Raw genomic sequence first — 17716 nt, forward strand, 5'->3', positions numbered from 1 at the left:
GAATGTGCGAGATTCACCGCCTTGCAATTAACACATGTCTAACACAAGTATTAATCTTTAAATATTACAAAGTTATGAATAAATTACCTTTGTCGGGGTTTTGTCTCTTGTTAAAATCACGGCATAAACATTTATTTAGGATTATGAGAATAACCTATATGTTCTTATTTGCAGCCATTTTCTGTTTGCATGCAGAGAATGCGATATCGCAAAAGATCACCCTGCAGGGTGATAATCTTTCAGTAAAGGATTATTTGAATACTATTGAAAAGCAAACGGATTACCTCTTTATCTATGATGCCGGCGTAAATGTAAATAAGAGGATATCTGTTAATATGGTTGGTAAGTCTATCAAGGAAGTTTTGGATAACCTCTCTACCCGGTTGGGATTGAATTATTCCCAGAAGGGTTCTTATATTGTCCTGTCGAGCTATAAGGCAAAGGATACATCCGCTCCGGTCGTTACCCAGCAGAAGAAGACGATTACGGGGGTCGTCACGGACGATTTGGGCGAACCGATTATTGGTGCCAATGTAATAGAGAAAGGCACTACAAACGGTATTATCACCGATATCAATGGTAAATTTACGTTGGAAGTCGCTCCGGGTGCGGTCGTACAGGTGTCATATATCGGTTATAATACGCAGGAAATAAAGGTGGGTAACCAGTCGGCATTAGTTATCCAGATGGTTGAAGATACCCAGGCATTGAGCGAGGTTGTGGTTGTCGGTTACGGTGTTCAGCGCAAAGTGACGACTACCGGTGCCGTTACCAAACTGGAAGGTGATGAAATCAATAAGATGACAGTGGTAAATGCCACAAAAGCTTTGCAGGGTTTGAGTCCCGGTATTACGGTAGTCGACCGTGGCGGTGCGCCGGGAAGTGACGATCCTGAAATCTACTTGCGTGGTGTCGGTACGACCGGCAATGCCAAACCGTTGGTATTGGTGGACGGTATCGAAATGTCTTTGAGCCAGATCCCTTCTTCCGAAATCGAGAATATCTCCGTTTTGAAAGATGCCGCATCTGCTTCTATCTATGGTTCGCGTGCAGCTCACGGTGTAATCTTAGTAACAACCAAACGTGGTAAGGAAGGGAAAGTGAAATTATCGTACGACGGTACGATCGGTTTCCAGGACCGGGCGGTAAGAGCCGAACAAGTTTCCGCACGCGAATATATGACGATGGTCAATGAAGCCTTGATCAATTCAGGTGGTTCAAGCAAGTATTCGGAAGACGATATTCTGGCAACGGAAAGAGGTGATGATCCGTATAACCATTCTTATCTGAACTGGGCTAATGAAGTGTATAAACCGACTTATATCACACAGCATACCTTAAACCTGACAGGGGGTAGCGAAGTCGGTCGCTATCTGGTTTCGTTTGACTATCTGGATCAGCCCGGATTGGTTAAGAACACGGAATATCAGCGTTATAGCTATCGTGTGAATACGGATTTGAACATTGGCAAGATGCTGAAAGTCAGCAGTGACGTGACATATCGCCACATCGACCGCCTGTGGCCTGAAGCATTGGGCAACGTGCAGTATGATGTCTGGAGTATGCAGCCCACATCGCCGGTCAAGTATGAAAATGGCGATTACCGTTTGGATAAGCAGAACAGAAATGCCATTTCTCTTATGGACTTGGATGTCGTAGGAGAAGACCGCTATAATATGGATGTGGTTTATGGGCAGGTAAAAGTCGATTTGGAACCGGTCAAGGATTTGGTATTTACCGGTATGGCTTCTTTGAACGGTTCTTGGGACAGAAGAAAGATCCATTATAAGAACCATAAGTATTATAACGAAGCCGGTGAACTGATCACACAGCGCAATAATCCGAACAGCGTAAAAGACTCACGTAACAACAGCTATCAGATGACACTTCGTTTCTTGGCCAATTATAAAAAGCGTTTCGGCGACGACCATGATTTGGCATTGCTCTATGGTATGGAACAAATCTCTTACCGTAACTACTATTCGATGGCTCAACGTAAGGATTTGATCTCTGATGCTTTACCGGATGTTTCTTTAGGTTCGGCCGGTAGCCAGTTTGCGGAAGGATATCCGACAAAGTGGGGTATCAATTCTTTCTTCGGACGTGTAAACTACGGTTTCAAGGATAAGTATTTATTTGAAGCGAACATTCGTGCCGACGGTTCTTCCCGTTTTGCGAAAGGTCATAAGTGGGGCGTTTTCCCGTCTTTCTCTGCCGCATGGCGTATTTCGGAAGAAGGATTTATGAAGAATTTAGGATTTGTGGATAATCTGAAACTGAGAGCATCCTGGGGGCAGACCGGTAACGAACGTATTGATGCTTTCATGTATCTGCCTCAATATAACACTTCGAATGTCGTCATGAACGGTAACCTTGTTTCTGCGGTTTACCAGAAAAAGATGGCAAATCCGGATGTGACTTGGGAGACGGTGGAACAGACCAATGTCGGCTTAGACTTTGGTTTCCTGAATAACACGATTTATGGAGAATTGGACTGGTACTCGAAAGACACGAAAGATATTTTGTTAGCGTTGGGTATCCCTCATTTCATCGGTTTGGATGCTCCCGAACAAAATGCCGGAGTGGTTCGTAACTCAGGCGTGGAGGCGATGGTCGGTTTCCGCAAAACATTCGGAGAATTTACGTTCAACACCTCTTTCAATCTTGCCTATAACAAGAATGAATGGATCGATCGCGGTGGTGACGACAAGAATATCAGCGGTTATAATATCCAGACGATCGGTTCGCCTTTGAACGCTTTCTACATCTATCAGGCAGACGGTCTGATCGCGAACGAACAGGAACTGGAAGAATATCGCGCCAAATATAAATCGGACCCGCGTGGCATGTCCGATCTTCATGCCGGCGATGTAAAACTGGTCGATACGAATAACGATGGAACGATCGATCCGGACGACCGTCAGATATTTACTTCCAATATTCCTAAGTTCACATATGGATGGAATATCAGCGGCGAATATAAAGGATTCGATTTGAGTTTGCTGTTCCAAGGGTCAAGCGGTGCGAACCGTATGATGTACGGGGAATGGATCGAAGGACCGAGCTATGAGGCCTTCACCGGTGTACATTTCCGCGACAGATGGACGGATGAGAACCAGAATGGAAATGCCGAAATGCCTCGTTTGGAAGCAGCCAATAACCGGAATGCATCTACTTATAACTCGTTCTTCCTGAAAAAGACAAATTATCTGCGTCTGAAGAACGCCCAGTTAGGTTATACCTTCTCGAAGGGTATCACGGACAAGCTGAGGATCACGAAGCTGAGATTGTATGTTTCAGGTTCGAACCTGCTTACATTCAGTAGCTTGTATCAAGGCTTGGATCCGGAAGGAAAGAGTGATAGAATCTATGATTTTCCTCCGTTGAAAATCGTGAACTTCGGTGTGAACATTATCTTTTAATCTAAACTAATAAATAGAGCATTATGAAAATATATAAGAAATCGTTGCTGTATGGAGCGTTGGCTTTTACCCTCTGTATGGCAGGCGGTTGTAACAGCAATATAGATCTGGAACCGGAAGGCATCATCACGGCAGACGGTTATTTCAAATCGGCAGAAGACTATGAAAAGGCGCTGACCGCCTTGTATGAGAGGCTGAACGTCGAAAATTATGATTTGTGGATGGATGGCGTGACGGATAACGGTTTGGTTACACATAGTTGGAATAGGGGATATGACTTGGGACGAGGCCTCGGAAGTACGGCCTCTTCTTTCCCTGCTAACAAATGGGATAATGGGTATATTTCCGTCCAGCGTGCGAATAACGTGATCAACAACATCGATAAGTACCAATGGCCGGGCGGAGAGAGCGATGCTAACCGGAACCAGGTTTTGGGAGAAGCCCGTACCTTGCGTGCTTATTTTTATCTGGATTTGGTTTCCATTTTCGGACATATCATGTTTTATACGGAAAATCCGGCTACAGTAGCGGAAAGTGAAAATGTCAAACAAATACAGGATCCGAAAGAAGTGTTCGATTTTATCCTGGATGACCTGGACAAGGCAATTGCCGGACTGCCGGACAAACCAAGCAATAAGTCGAAGATCGGAAAACCGGCTGCCCGCTTGCTTCGTGCGCGTGCTGCAGCTTATGCCGCCGGTTACCTGAATGATAAGTCTTATTTCCAGATTACGCTGGATGAAACGGCTCAACTGGTTGCATCTGCTCCGCAGCTGGCCGATTTTGACAAGTTGTTTGTGACCGGTTGCGAAGACCTGGATGAAGTGATCCTGGTAAGACGCTATTCATTGGATGCGACGAACGGTTGGGGAAACTGGTATAACCAGTCTATCGGCGGTTATTGCGTGACGACTCCGGTAAAAGCATTGGCTGATGCATTCGAATATGTGGGCGAGAGAAACGAGGCTATGCCGTATCTGAATAAGGATCCTCGTTTTTACCAGACCATTTATGCTCCGGGTATGGAAATGCGCGGCAAATATTTTAATACGATCCCGAACAATGTGGTTGAAAAGGACGGCAAGACCTATTTTGATCCCAACAAGGATTACGGGGCTTTGCAGGACAAGGAAGTCAGCGTAGGTGATGTCTTGGCAGAAGGCGGCGGTGGCGAATGGAACAAGACGCCTACCGGCCTGTCTTGGAAGAAATATTGCCAGGAGCCGGAAACATGGACAACTTACAACTCGTTTATCATTTTCCGCTATGCGGAAGCTTATCTGTTGAGGGCGGAAGCGTTGGTGGAAACCGGAGGAAGTACGGACGAGGTTAAGTCTCTGATAAAAGTGATCCGTGACCGTGCCGGCAATACGAACGATATCGACAAGATGGTAGCCGAACGTTATAACGGCAGCCTCCGTGACCTGGTCCGCAACGAAAGACGGGTGGAACTTGCACAGGAAGGCCTTCGTTTTGCCGATATCCGTCGCTGGGATATCTTGTTGGATGTGATGAACAAGCCGATCGAAGGAATCGAATACCGCGATTTCTCAAGTGGGACGCCTGAACATGCCATTTTGGTTCCGGCAATAAGAGAAGCTTATACGACAAGAGATTTCTGGTGGCCGATTCCGCAAGCGGAGATCGACTTGAACCCGGATCGTATCACTCAGAACGAAGGTTGGAAATAGTAACCCCCGGTTCTGAATTATGATTATAAAGAAAAGCGTGTCAGGACTATCCGAGGATATTCTGATGCGCTTTTTTTGTAATTTCGCTGAAGCACATAAATATAAACTTGAAAAAGATGAAAAAGTCGATTAAACTTGTAGCCTTGTTGTTGACCGCCGGATTTTATTCCGCTTGTACCCAACAACTGCCTCCCGATACCCGGAGCCGTATTTCCCTGGAGGGAAATTGGGGATTGCAACTGGATACAGCCGGTACGGGGATTGCTCCTGGCTGGTTGGCAAAGCCCTGTACGGACTCTCTTTTCCTGCCCGGCACTACCGATATGGGGAAAAAGGGAACTTACAATACGGATATGACACAGACAACAGCCCTTTCCAGGGAATATATGTTTGAAGGGAAGGCGCTATACACGAAGCAGATCGATATACCGGAGGAATGGGCCGGGACATCCGTCCGCCTGGTGATGGAACGTACGAAACCCACGACAATCTGGATCGACGGGAAAGAGGTCGGATCGAATAGTGATATCTCTACCGCCCAACAATATGACCTGTCCTCCTATCTGTCTCCCGGAACTCATGCACTTGCCATTTTAGTCGATAACGGGAAGGAGGCGGTTCCGGAAAAGGTCTATGGTTCTTCACATGCCTATTCTGCTTCCACACAGACAAACTGGAACGGGATCATCGGCGGTTTCTATCTGGAAAGCGCCCCTCTTTGCGGGATCGACGATATCCAGCTTTATCCGGATGTCGCGAAAAAAGCCGTGACAGCCAAAGTACTCCTTCGTAACCCGGATAAAGGGACGGGAAAGGGATTCTTGTCTTTTTATGCCGAAGCCTGGAATACGGACAGACAACATAAGACACCGGTGCAGACGGTTGAAGTGGACTGGACGAAGCCAGAGCAGGAATTCGAACTTGCGCTGGGGGATAAGGCTTTGCTTTGGAGTGAATTCACACCGGCTCTTTATCGTCTCTCTGTCTCATTGAAAACAGACCGGTCCGTCGATACCCGGCAGGCAACTTTCGGTTTGCGCGACTTCAAAACAAAAGGCCGCCAGTTTACCATGAATGGCAAGACTACGTTCCTGCGCGGAAAACATGATGCCTGTGTCTTTCCTCTGATTGCCCATACCGCAATGGATGTGGAGACTTGGCGGCACTATTTCCGAGTAGCGAAACAGTACGGCATCAACCATTATCGTTTCCATTCCTGGTGCCCTCCCGAAGCCTGTTTCGAAGCTGCCGACATCGAAGGTATTTACCTGCAACCGGAACTTCCTGTTTGGGGAAACGTCAATATCAACGATTCCGAATTATGCGATTATCTGTTGAAAGAAGGACGGAACCTGCATCGGACCTATAGTAACCATGCCTCTTTCGTCATGTTCGGATTAGGGAATGAGATGTCCGGCGAAGAAGGGCTTGCCATGCTGATCCGGACTTTCAAAAAAGAAGACAATCGCCATCTGTATGCTTCCGGTTCGAATAACTATTTAGGCTTTAAAGGAAAGCAGGCAGATGAAGATTATTTTACCACCTGCCGTGTCGGACGTGAAGACGAGAAGCAGTTCAACACCCATGCCCGTGCCTCTTTCTCGTTTGCCGACGCTTATGACGGCGGGTATCTGAATCACACGTACCCGAATTCGGAGATGAACTTCTCGTCAGCCAATGCTTTGTGCGATATCCCGATTATCAGCCATGAGACAGGGCAGTTCCAGGTATATCCGAATTACGAAGAGATCAAGAAATATACGGGTGTGTTGAAGCCTCGCAATTTCGAAATCTTCAGGAAACGCTTGGAAGAAGCCGGTATGATCGGACAGGCGCATGATTTTATGATGGCTTCCGGCAAATGGTCGGCCCTGTTGTACCGGGCGGATATCGAGATGAACCTGCGTACGCCGGAATGGGGCGGTTTCCAGTTGCTCGATTTGCAGGATTATCCGGGACAGGGATCGGCTTATGTCGGCATCCTGGATGCTTTTATGGAAAGTAAAGGGTTGGTCACACCGGAAGAATGGCGCCATTTCTGTTCGGAGGTGGTTCCTCTGTTCTGCATCGAGAAGTTCTGTTGGACGAACGATGAGGTTCCTGCCGGAGAGGTGGAGATTGCCAATTACTCTGAAAGCGATTTGAATGGCAGACAATTGTCCTGGACATTGACCGATAGCAAACAACAGGTCTTGGATAAGGGTGTTTTACCTTTGCAGGTCAAACAAGGAGAGCTGGCAAAGGTGGGTACTTTGAAGCCGGCGATCGCTTCTGTCCGGAAGGCGGAAAAGGTTACGCTTGGCTTGTCGATAGACGGCACTCCTTACCGGAATGATTATTCCCTTTGGATTTATCCGGCAGATAAAGCCGATAAAGAGGTGAAAGCGGCTGAAGGCATTTGTGTGACGGACGATCTGGACGCTCATCTGAAATACCTGGCGGAAGGCGGCAAAGTCCTTTGGTTTCCTTCGAAAGACAAACACAAGGATCAAACGGTAGGCGGACTGTTCCAGACGGATTATTGGAATTACCGCATGTTCCGTTCCATCTGCGAGAACTTAGGACGCCCTGTCTCTCCGGGCACATTAGGGATTCTGACCGATCCTGCCCATCCGGCACTGGCTGATTTCCCGACCGAGTTCCATACCAACTGGCAATGGTTCCCGATCATCAAGCAGAGCTATCCCATGATTCTGGATCGCCTGTCCGACGATTACCGGCCGATCGTGCAGGTGATCGACAATGTCGAACGCAACCATAAGTTGGGCCTGTTGTTCGAATTCAAGGTAGGGAACGGAAAACTCTTGGTTTGCATGTCCGACCTGAAAGCCGTCCAGGACAAGCCGGAAGCCCGGCAGTTCTACCGTAGCATTTTGGAATACATGGAAACGCCTGCTTTTGCACCGTCTTATTCCTTGTCCGTCAGGGATTTGCAAGACCTGTTCACCGCTAAGGTGAAAACCGGCGAGATGAAGAAGCTGTTTAATATTTCGTCTTATGAATAGTCTCGTTTTAAAACACCTATGTTTTGATTGCAAAGCATAGGTGTTTTGAAATCGAAACATATATGTTTTGGGAAGGAGGCCTGTCGCTTATGGAAGGATGTCTTTCTTTTTAGGGTTTCTGTAAAATCAAACTCAGCGCTTTCAGGTCGTCGCCTCCGATCAAATCCACTTTTTCCCGGATAAAGAACTTCTTGAACTGGGGCGTGTCCGGTGCGCCCCACCAACGGAACAGTTTGCCTTCCGCATGGCTCTGGCGGATATAGCCGCGCATCTTTTCGAGCATCTCGGCGGGAATTTCTCCCTGGCCTTTCCAGTCGATGTATTTGGAATAATTGTCGCTGATGACCGGCATCAGGACAGCCGGGATACCTTTACCCAGATCGTCGATCCTGCCGTCCAGGAAGATAAAACGGTTGCTCTCGGCGGTGATAGCTTTTCGGGGGCTTCTTCCCGACAGGTAAAACAATACAGCGCTTTCTTGAAGTTTGCCGTCTTTCTCGTGGCAGAAAAGAGACTCGTACGGTTCCAGTTTCTTCTTCAGTACGGGATACATCGCTTCGCCGTCCGTCTTGCAATCGACCATCAGGTAAAACGGACGGTCGCTGCCCGGATATACTTTGCCGTTATTGTTTGTGATCCGTTCGACTAATGGCAGAAGGTATAGCTTCTCGAATGTGATATCCGGATTGGGGGCGACCGAGTCATGGGAAACATACAGTTCGCCGTCGATCAGCCATAAATCCGCTTCCACACAATTGAATTGCAAGGAAAGGGCATCGAATAGCGGGCGAGGACGTTCATAATCGTTGTGCGAAAAGGCATTATAATGGATTGTCTGTGCTTGCAACATGCAAGAGAACAGGCTGGTCAGCAGGATGATTACTTTTAGTTTCATATAGCAGATTCATGTTTGACGAGGCAAAGGTAAGCAGTTTTTATCTAATTCTCCGGGAATATTGTTTACATTTGCCTTGATTAATCTGAAAAACCATGAATAGACGATTATTTTTTAAGAAATCATGTGCAGGAGCATTGCTTTTGTCCTGTCCGGGCTTGTTGGCACGGGGAAATGAAAAGAGACTGCGTTTCGGTTTGGTGACGGATGTCCATTTCGCACATCGTAAAGTGCACGGGACCCGCTATTATGAACAATCCATCACAAAGCTGTCGGAAGCGATAGACGTTTTTAATAAACGGAAACTTGACTTCTTGATTGAACTTGGAGACTTGAAAGACATGAAGAATAAGCCTGAAAAAGAACAGACTCTATCCTTTCTGGATGAGATAGAAGCCAAGTTGCAGACCTTCGACGGCCCAGTCTACCATGTGTTGGGCAACCACGATATGGATAGCATATCGAAGCCCGAATTTCTTGCACATACGGCCAATCACGGAAGTGCGGAAGGAAAACCTTATTATTCATTCGTGCGGAATCAGATTAAATTTATCGTGCTTGACGGTAATTGCAACGAGGATGGTTCCGACTATGATTCCGGCAAATTCGATTGGACCAAGGCGTTTATCCCGTCCGCCCAAAAGGAATGGCTCCTGCAAGAACTGAAGAAAGACGATTTGCCGGCTGTGATCTTCATCCACCAGCTGTTGGATACTTTTTCGGGCGTTGGCAAGGAACTTTGTATCGGCAATGCAGAAGAAATCGTTTCGATACTTGAGCAAAGCAACAAAGTCGTAGCCGTCATCCAAGGGCACCATCACGCGGGGAATTACAGTTTCCGGCATGGCATCCATTACTTTACAATGAAAGGAATGATCGAAGGAAGCCTTCCCGAAAATAATAGCTTTGCTATTGTCGAGATAGACAAATCCCTGAATATCTATATAGAAGGATTCTATAACTGCAAAAATAAAGAGATGGTACATCAGTCGTAAAATAAGATGAAACATTTGATTTATATTTTGTTTCCGGTATTGCTGGCTTCCTTATCAGTGAAAGCACAATCTCGTATTGACCGGAAAGCGGTGGTTGAGAGGCATAAGATCGTTACGACGAAAACGAATCCCCAAAGTCCGGCCCAGGTTGGAAATGGCGAGTTTGCTTTTGGAGTGGATATTACCGGACTGCAAACCTTTGTCCCGTTTAACACGATGGCGCAATGGAGCTGGCATAGCTTTCCGTTGCCCGAAGGTATGTCTGATAAGGATTACAGGCAAGTCCCGATAAACACGTATGGAAGGCAAGTCGGTTATGATTTGCCTAACCCCGCCCAACCGGAGCTTTCCGCCTGGCTGGCAGCAAATCCGCATCGTTTCAATTTGGGACGTGTCGGTTTGAAATTGTTGTTGTCCGATGGGACGGAGGCCGGCCCTGATGACATACGGAACGCTGTCCAGGAAACAGATATGTGGAAGGGCATTATTACAAGCCGTTTTGAGTTGGAAGGCATACCTGTAGTCGTGAGAACGGCTTGCCACCCGGATTTGGATATGATCGGGGTGGAAGTGGAAAGTGATTTGATGCGGAAAGGAAGACTTTCCGTGTTTATTGATTTCCCGTATGCAGACACGAACGAGGTGTCTGCTTATGTCGGAGTGTATGATCAACCGGCGAAACATCGTTCCTCGATAGAGAGTCAAACCGGGCAGTCGGTCCGTATCTCCCGGAAAATGGATGATACTCATTATTCGACTATCCTGCGGTGGAAGTCTCCGGCACATTTTTCTCCGGCCACTCAAGACAATCCCCACTATTTCGAGCTTCACCCTTCTGATACGGATAAACTCGATTTTACTTGTCTGTTTACGCAGCAAGAAGAAAACTTTCTGGAAGAGAATGTGTTTGAAGCGAGTAGCAGGGCGTGGAAGAGATTCTGGAATACAGGAGCCGCTATCGATTTGTCGGAGAGTTCGGACCCCCGTTGGAAAGAATTGGAAAGAAGGATTGTCCTGTCGCAATATGTGATGCGTGTAAACGAAGCCGGTTCACTGCCTCCGCAGGAAAGCGGGTTGGTTAATAATGGATGGTATGGCCGTTTCCATTTTGAGATGATCTGGTGGCATGGAGTACATTATGCTCTATGGAATCGTTGGGATTTGTTGGGTAAGAGCCTGCACGTATACAACAATTTTTTGCCGACTTCTCGCGAACGAGCAGGAAAGCAAGGTTATAAAGGAGCTCGCTGGCCTAAGTGTACGGCCGGTTTTGACCGGGATTGGCCTCATATTATCCATGCTACGTTACTCTGGCAACAACCCCATCCCATTTATTTTGCAGAATTGGATTACCGGTTGCATCCGACACCCGAAACCTTGGAAAAATGGCGTAATGTCGTATTTGAAACGGCCGATTTCATGGCAGACTTTGTTCATTACGACAAGCAGAAGGACCGTTATGTATTGGGACCTCCGGTATATATCGTTTCGGAGAATACGGATCCGATGCAAACGATCAATCCGGCTTTTGAATTAGGATATTGGCGTTTTGGCCTGCGTGTAGCCCGGACATGGCGCGAACGGATGTCTTTACCGGTGGAAAAGAAATGGACAGAGGTGGAGGATAAATTATCTCCGTTGCCGGTAAAAGATGGTGTCTACACAACTTACGAGGATATTCCTGATATGTGGACTAAATATACATTTGAACATCCTGCGTTAATAGGAACTTCGGGTATGTTGCCGGGAGATGGGGTCGACAAGGATATTTTTGTGCATACATTGGATAAGGTTTCTGCTGTATGGAATTTTGATCATGTATGGGGTTGGGATTTCCCCATGTTGGCAATGGCGGCTGCCCGGAATGGCAAGCCGGCCTTGGCTCTTGATTTTTTGTTACATTCTTCGCCTAATTTCCAATTTGACGAACATGGATTGGCTACTGGAGGGCCATTCCCTTATTTCCCTTCCAACGGAGCGTTGCTGACTGCAATAGCAATGATGGCTGAAGGCTGGGATGGCTCTACTGGAGATGCTCCGGGATTCCCGAAAGACGGGACTTGGATTGTGAAAACGGAGGGTTTTGTTTCAATGCCTTAAAATTCTTATTGATCGCATATAAGGGAAAACTCGTGCATTCTCTTATATGCGATGATTGTTTTTCTCTTATAAATCCTTTATATTAGCGTCTTTATTTAGACTATTGTAAAGATGAAAACACTGTTATTTTTTATTTGGCTTGTTTTTGCACCGATAATGTCTTGGGGGCAACTTCCCCGCATGCTATACGGTGATACCTCGCGTGTAGGGGTTCCTTTTTCGAAAGATCCGCATGTGGTTAATTTTAAGGGGCGTTATTTGATGTATCATTCCATTCCGCCGATGAAGGGGGATCCTGATTCGGGATGGAATATTGGGATTGCGGAGAGCCGGGACTTGGTGAACTGGACGAAGGTGGGAGAGATCACGCCTGCTCCCGGGGCCGATTATGAGAAGAAAGGACTTTGTGCGCCCGGTGCGTTGGTGAAGGATGGAAAGGTGCATTTGTTTTATCAGACATACGGGAATGGAAAGAAAGATGCCATCTGCCATGCCGTATCGGACGACGGCATTCATTTCAGAAGGAATCCGACGAATCCGATTTTCCACCCTACAGGAGATTGGACTTGCGGTCGTGCCATAGACGCGGAAGTGTGCGAGTTCAAAGGGCGCTATTTCCTCTATTTTGCAACCCGCGATGCAAACTACGACATCCAGATGCAGGGAGTGGCCGTTGCTCCGGGCAATACCGGCTTCAACCGGGAAGACTGGATGCAGGCGGCCGATTCCGCTATTCTCTATCCCGTGTATCCGTGGGAAGGAAAATGTATCGAAGGGGCTTCGATCGCAAAGAAAGGCGGCAAACTCTATATGTTTTATGCCGGAGCTTACAACAATGCTCCCCAACAGATCGGAGTGGCGGAAAGCGAAGACGGCATTGTCTGGAAACGCCTCTCGGAAGAACCTTTCCTCAGAAACGGCAAACCCGGCGAATGGAATTCCAGCGAATCCGGCCATCCGCATATCTTTACCGATTCGGACGGACGCACTTACCTGTTCTACCAAGGGAACAACGACAACGGGAAAACCTGGTATATCACACAGGAAGAGGTGATATGGAAAGACGGGAAACCGATGCTGAAAGGAAAGTGAAAAAACGGTTGTTAACCGGGCTGCACTTGTGCCCGCCCGGTTTTACCATGTCTTCCTGTTCAATATGCGGACAGAGTTGAAGACCGCCAGCAGCGCGACACCGACATCTGCGAAGACCGCTCCCCACAACGTGACATATCCCAATGCGCCTGCCAGCAACACGATCCCTTTTACTCCGAGTGCCCCTATGATGTTCTGGTGGACAATCGTGCGTGTCTTGCGGCCGATCATGATCGCGGTCGCCACTTTGGACGGCTGGTCGTTCTGGATGACGACGTCGGCACTTTCGATCGCCGCGTCCGAACCGAGTCCGCCCATCGCGATCCCCACATGGCTTAGTGCCAATACCGGCGCATCATTCATGCCGTCTCCGACAAAAGCCACGGATTTGCCCGGCTCTTCGATCATTTCCCGGATATGAGCCGCCTTATCCTCCGGCAACAGGTTCCCGTATGCCCGGTCGATGCCTAAACGTTTGGCAAAAGACTCGACAATCTCCTTTTTGTCGCCCGAGAGCAAACAGATATCCGTCACCCCCAACTTCTTCAGTTTGGCGATTGCCTCCACGGCATCGTCTTTCAACGTGTCGGACAGTAGCAGATGGCCGGCATATTTCTTATCTATGGCACAGATGACCACGGTCGCCACCTTGTCGGACAACTCTTCGGGGATGGAAATCCCGCGTTCCGTCATCAGACGGATATTCCCGACAAGCACTTCTCGTCCGCCGATGGCAGCCTCTACGCCGTGTCCGGCCAGTTCGTGCATCTCCGAGATGTTTGCCGCAGAAATGTTCTGTTTCTTCGCGTACCGGACGATCGCCTGGGCGATCGGATGCGTGCTTTTCTGTTCGACGGACAAGAGCAAGGCCAATAGCTCCGGAGCGGCAATCCCCTGTGCCTTGACGTCCGTCACGTCGAAACGTCCGGTCGTCAAAGTTCCTGTCTTGTCGAATGCAACGGTGTTTATCCGGGTGATAGCATCCAGATAATTGCCGCCCTTGAACAAGATGCCGGCACGTGACGCAGCCCCGATGCCGCCGAAATATCCCAACGGCACACTGATTACCAAGGCACACGGGCAGGAGATAACCAAAAAGACCAATCCCCTGTAGAGCCAGTCGTGAAAGACATATTGAAAAGACGGCATCGACAGCCCGACAAGCGCCGGAACCCCTACGATCAGCACTGCCAACGCGATCACGGCAGGCGTGTAGATCCGTGCGAACCGGCGGATAAACAATTCGGTGGGAGCTTTACGTTCGGCCGCATCTTTCACCAACGCTAAAATACGGGCTAATGCGCTCTGCTCATACGGACGGTTCACTTCTATGCGGACCGCCTGCCCCTGTACGATCATTCCCGCCAGTACTTCATCTCCTTGCCGGAGTGTGCGGGGCATGCTTTCGCCTGTCAGGGCGGAAGTGTCGAACGAGGCCTCGGTCTCCTGCAAAATCCCGTCGAGCGGTATGCGGCCGCCCGGTTTTACCTCGATCCGTTCGCCTGTCTGCACCTCTTTCGGGGAGACATTGGTGTATTTGCCCTCACGAAACACATCCGTACGTTCGGGACGGACATCGAGCAGGCGGCTGATATTTTGTGAGGCACGCTCGACAGCCCTGTCTTGCAGCATTTCCCCCACCGTATAGAAAAGCATGACAGCCACGGCCTCCGGATATTCGCCGATGCTGAAAGCCCCGATCGAAGCGATCGACATCAATGAGAACTCGGTGAAGAAGTCTTTCTGCAGGGTCTTGTGCAAAGCCTCCCGCATGACTGGCAGTCCGACCGGAAGGAAAGCCGCCAGATACCAGACGAGTTTTACTGCCGGCGAGAACCAGCTCTGCCCCGTATGGCCTGAGATAAGTCCTGCAACCAGCAGGATGAAAGACAGGATCGGCAATGCCACGTTCGGACGTTCTTCAGCATCCTTATTGTGTCCGCAGCTGCATCCGCCTTCGGAGTGGCAAGTAGTTTTTGCATCCATAAAATCAATCTGTTTTTATTATTTTGATGCAAAGATCCGAAGAAGCTTTTGCAACTCGATTGCATTTTTACGGTTCCGCGTTTACAGCTCCGGAGACTTGCAGGCCGGACAAATCCCTTTGACCGTATAGTTGATCGTATCCATGATAAAACCTTCGGGCAACTGTACGACCGGGATTTTTATATGATCCATGCAATAGGTCTGATGACAAACTTCGCAATAAAAATGAATGTGTCTGTTCCCGATAAAGCAGGTCTCCGTGTCGCTTCGGCAGATTTCATATTTCATCGATCCGCTTCCGTCCTCGAATGCGTGGACGGCGTGATGCTCCAGGAGGATTGCCAGAGAACGCGAGATGGTCGATTTGTCCAAAGTCTCTAATTGTGCCTCCAGTTCGAGCAGGGAAATAGGATGCGTCTGTTCCGACAATTTCTGTAAGATAAGAATCCGGGCGGCTGTCGGGCGTACACCTTTATCTTTGAGCTTCTCTTCGCATTGTTTTGTTGACATGATTTTACTCTTTTTTCTCGACACGGTAAAAGTACAACAAAATTACTGCAACTGTGTTGCAAACTTTTATTTTGATAATTCTGATATTTTTTGCTACTTCGCGTTCGTTATGAAATTACCAGAGGAACAAAATATCTTAAAAGAAATTGCCACCGGAAACGTGGAAGCTTTCGAGCATCTGTTTTTCCAGTATCAACCCCGGTTGGTCAATTTCCTTATCGGCCTGACGCACGATAAGGAAGTCAGCCGTGATATGGCCCAGGATTTGTTTCTCTCGTTGTGGAAAGACCGTGAAAAACTGCAGACTGTCCGTTCTTTCTCCTCCTACCTTTTCCAGATGGCCCGTTTTACCGTGTACGACTACTTCGACCGTCTCATCGTTTCGGAAAAATATACGAACGAATACCTGCAGGAAGCCTCCCCCGCCGAGTCGGAAGAAGAAGCCCTTTTTGTCCGCGAACTGCAATCGATCATCAACCGTACGGTCGATCGGATGTCTCCCCAGCGAAGCAAAATCTACCGGATGAGCCGCGAGGAAGGCCTGTCTAACGATGAAATCGCGACACGTCTCGATATCAGTAAACGGACGGTGGAAAACCATCTGACCGCCGCCCTTGCCATCCTTCGCAAAGTCCTTTATCTGTTTTTTGTCATGCACGCTTGAACTGCCGTCCGCATGCTTGTCTTTTGATGGCCGGATGCAAGTGTAATCTGTTTTTCCCGTTGTCGTGTATATATTCGGCGTTGTCGAGAATATGTACGGCCTTGTCGAATATGATCTCGACATTGCCAAAAACAAATTACACTTACATCTGATCGGCAATATATAAAGAAGAAAAGTTGAAAAAATGTATATATCCGGTTGTGTGTATTCCCATCGTAAGCCGACTCTATTATAAAGCACGGGATTTTATGGAAAACGACAACAATATAAAACGGATCATACAACTTTATTTCGGGAAGCATTTCTCCCGTTCGGGACGTGTCCTTTTCGGACGTTGGCTGCGAGCGGAAGATGGGATTTCCGAAAAGGCTGATGTATTGCAAACCCTTTGGGAACATTCGCCGGCAGAAGTGACCGGCGAGACCCGTGAAGACTGGGACACCCTGAAAAGACATTTGCTGGGCGGACCGGTCCGTCGGAATACCGTCTCGCTGTATCGCGGATGGATCAAATATGCGGCGGTAATAGCCTTGATGCTATTGACGGGAGCGGCGACCTTTTTCGTTACGGACCGCCTGAAACCCACCCGGCATGTAGAGATGGCGGAATTGTTCGTCCCTTATGGCGAGAGCCGGCAGGTCCTCTTGCCGGACGGTTCGCAGGTATGGGTCGATGCCGGTTCGTTGCTCGTTTACCCGAAAGATTTTACGGATACGGAAACCCGTACGGTCTACCTGACAGGCGAAGCATCGTTCACGGTGCAGAAAAACGCGGAAAAGCCTTTTATCGTGAAGACGACCTATCTGGATGTCCAGGCTTTGGGTACGGTATTTACGGTTGCATCCTATCCGGCCGATTCCTGCACGAGCACGATCCTGGAAGAAGGGAGCGTCAAGGTGGATGTAAAGACGGGCGAACACCAGTCAGCTATCCTGAAGCCGAACGAACGTCTGGTTTATTCGCATGCGGCGCATACGGTGGCGATCCAACCGGTCGATGCCTTGCTTTATAAGATGGAGCGTAGCGGCTACCAGATATACGAGGATGTCTCTTTCAGCCACCTGATGGCTTCATTGGAACGGAAGTTTAACGTGACGATCCATTATAATTCCCAGAAATATGCCGGCGAATATTACAATGTCAAGTTTGCCCCGCATGAAACCCTGGAGGATGTGTTGGCTGTTTTGCAGCAGTTGATCGGCATTCGTTTCAAGATAAAGGAAAATGTTGTATTTATAAATTAAAATAGAGGAGAGGAACAAGATGAACAAAAGAAAACCGGAAAGAACGAAAGTGCGAAAATCCCTCTTTCCGGCATTTGAAACCGAATTATAACTTTTTTGGACTCAACGTAAA

General features: G+C 48.2%; 11 protein-coding genes. 8 read left to right on the top strand and 3 right to left on the bottom strand.

Translation table 11 applies throughout. From position 1 onward, the window contains the following. The first annotated feature begins 143 nt into the window (after nt 1-143). From BQ9893_RS17315 to BQ9893_RS17325, 3 genes are all read left to right on the top strand, one after another. Nucleotides 144-3422, top strand: coding sequence for a SusC/RagA family TonB-linked outer membrane protein (locus tag BQ9893_RS17315; protein ID WP_244155175.1), 3279 nt, complete (start codon nt 144-146; stop codon nt 3420-3422). 23 nt (nt 3423-3445) lie between these two features. Next, on the top strand, nt 3446-5113 hold the full coding sequence (locus BQ9893_RS17320; RefSeq protein ID WP_075967080.1) for a RagB/SusD family nutrient uptake outer membrane protein: 1668 nt from the start codon (nt 3446-3448) through the stop codon (nt 5111-5113). Nucleotides 5114-5229: 116 nt separating this feature from the next. Further along, nucleotides 5230-8118, top strand: coding sequence for a sugar-binding domain-containing protein (locus BQ9893_RS17325; protein WP_075967081.1), 2889 nt, complete (start codon nt 5230-5232; stop codon nt 8116-8118). Nucleotides 8119-8227: 109 nt separating this feature from the next. Here BQ9893_RS17325 and BQ9893_RS17330 read toward each other — a convergent pair whose 3' ends face one another. After that, on the bottom strand, nt 8228-9013 hold the full coding sequence (locus BQ9893_RS17330; RefSeq protein ID WP_075967082.1) for a phosphatidylinositol-specific phospholipase C/glycerophosphodiester phosphodiesterase family protein: 786 nt from the start codon (nt 9011-9013) through the stop codon (nt 8228-8230). Between the two features lie 95 nt (nt 9014-9108). Between BQ9893_RS17330 and BQ9893_RS17335 the strand changes: the two genes are divergently transcribed. The 3 genes from BQ9893_RS17335 (at nt 9109) to BQ9893_RS17345 (ending at nt 13200) form a co-directional block, all read left to right on the top strand. Further along, nucleotides 9109-10008, top strand: a complete 900-nt coding sequence (locus tag BQ9893_RS17335; RefSeq protein ID WP_075967083.1) for a metallophosphoesterase — start codon at nt 9109-9111, stop codon at nt 10006-10008. A gap of 6 nt (nt 10009-10014) precedes the next feature. Continuing rightward, a complete protein-coding gene (locus BQ9893_RS17340) occupies nt 10015-12108 on the top strand; it encodes a hypothetical protein (RefSeq protein WP_075967084.1) in 2094 nt (697 codons plus the stop codon). Nucleotides 12109-12264: 156 nt separating this feature from the next. Next, the gene (locus tag BQ9893_RS17345; RefSeq protein WP_244155213.1) at nt 12265-13200 is read left to right on the top strand and encodes a family 43 glycosylhydrolase; all 936 of its coding nucleotides are present in this window, start codon (nt 12265-12267) and stop codon (nt 13198-13200) included. Between the two features lie 42 nt (nt 13201-13242). Here the strand turns inward: BQ9893_RS17345 and BQ9893_RS17350 are convergent, their stop codons facing one another. Together BQ9893_RS17350 and BQ9893_RS17355 are read right to left on the bottom strand one after the other, a co-directional pair. Further along, nucleotides 13243-15186: a heavy metal translocating P-type ATPase gene (locus BQ9893_RS17350; protein WP_075967086.1), complete on the bottom strand. Its 1944-nt coding sequence runs from the start codon at nt 15184-15186 to the stop codon at nt 13243-13245. Nucleotides 15187-15267: 81 nt separating this feature from the next. After that, nucleotides 15268-15696, bottom strand: a complete 429-nt coding sequence (locus tag BQ9893_RS17355; RefSeq protein ID WP_075967087.1) for a Fur family transcriptional regulator — start codon at nt 15694-15696, stop codon at nt 15268-15270. Nucleotides 15697-15805: 109 nt separating this feature from the next. Between BQ9893_RS17355 and BQ9893_RS17360 the strand changes: the two genes are divergently transcribed. Both BQ9893_RS17360 and BQ9893_RS17370 read left to right on the top strand, forming a co-directional pair. Next, a complete protein-coding gene (locus BQ9893_RS17360) occupies nt 15806-16360 on the top strand; it encodes an RNA polymerase sigma-70 factor (RefSeq protein ID WP_075967442.1) in 555 nt (184 codons plus the stop codon). Between the two features lie 248 nt (nt 16361-16608). Beyond that, the gene (locus BQ9893_RS17370; RefSeq protein WP_075967088.1) at nt 16609-17604 is read left to right on the top strand and encodes a FecR family protein; all 996 of its coding nucleotides are present in this window, start codon (nt 16609-16611) and stop codon (nt 17602-17604) included. The last annotated feature ends 112 nt before the right edge of the window (nt 17605-17716 follow it).

The organism is Parabacteroides massiliensis (genome assembly GCF_900155425.1).
GTDB lineage: Bacteria > Bacteroidota > Bacteroidia > Bacteroidales > Tannerellaceae > Parabacteroides > Parabacteroides massiliensis.

Coding starts and splice junctions, on each gene's coding strand:
- BQ9893_RS17315 (WP_244155175.1), top strand. CDS start 144: ATGAGAATAACCTATATGTTCTTATTTGCAGCCATTTTCTGTTTGCAT.
- BQ9893_RS17320 (WP_075967080.1), top strand. CDS start 3,446: ATGAAAATATATAAGAAATCGTTGCTGTATGGAGCGTTGGCTTTTACC.
- BQ9893_RS17325 (WP_075967081.1), top strand. CDS start 5,230: ATGAAAAAGTCGATTAAACTTGTAGCCTTGTTGTTGACCGCCGGATTT.
- BQ9893_RS17330 (WP_075967082.1), bottom strand. CDS start 9,013: ATGAAACTAAAAGTAATCATCCTGCTGACCAGCCTGTTCTCTTGCATG.
- BQ9893_RS17335 (WP_075967083.1), top strand. CDS start 9,109: ATGAATAGACGATTATTTTTTAAGAAATCATGTGCAGGAGCATTGCTT.
- BQ9893_RS17340 (WP_075967084.1), top strand. CDS start 10,015: ATGAAACATTTGATTTATATTTTGTTTCCGGTATTGCTGGCTTCCTTA.
- BQ9893_RS17345 (WP_244155213.1), top strand. CDS start 12,265: ATGTCTTGGGGGCAACTTCCCCGCATGCTATACGGTGATACCTCGCGT.
- BQ9893_RS17350 (WP_075967086.1), bottom strand. CDS start 15,186: ATGGATGCAAAAACTACTTGCCACTCCGAAGGCGGATGCAGCTGCGGA.
- BQ9893_RS17355 (WP_075967087.1), bottom strand. CDS start 15,696: ATGTCAACAAAACAATGCGAAGAGAAGCTCAAAGATAAAGGTGTACGC.
- BQ9893_RS17360 (WP_075967442.1), top strand. CDS start 15,806: ATGAAATTACCAGAGGAACAAAATATCTTAAAAGAAATTGCCACCGGA.
- BQ9893_RS17370 (WP_075967088.1), top strand. CDS start 16,609: ATGGAAAACGACAACAATATAAAACGGATCATACAACTTTATTTCGGG.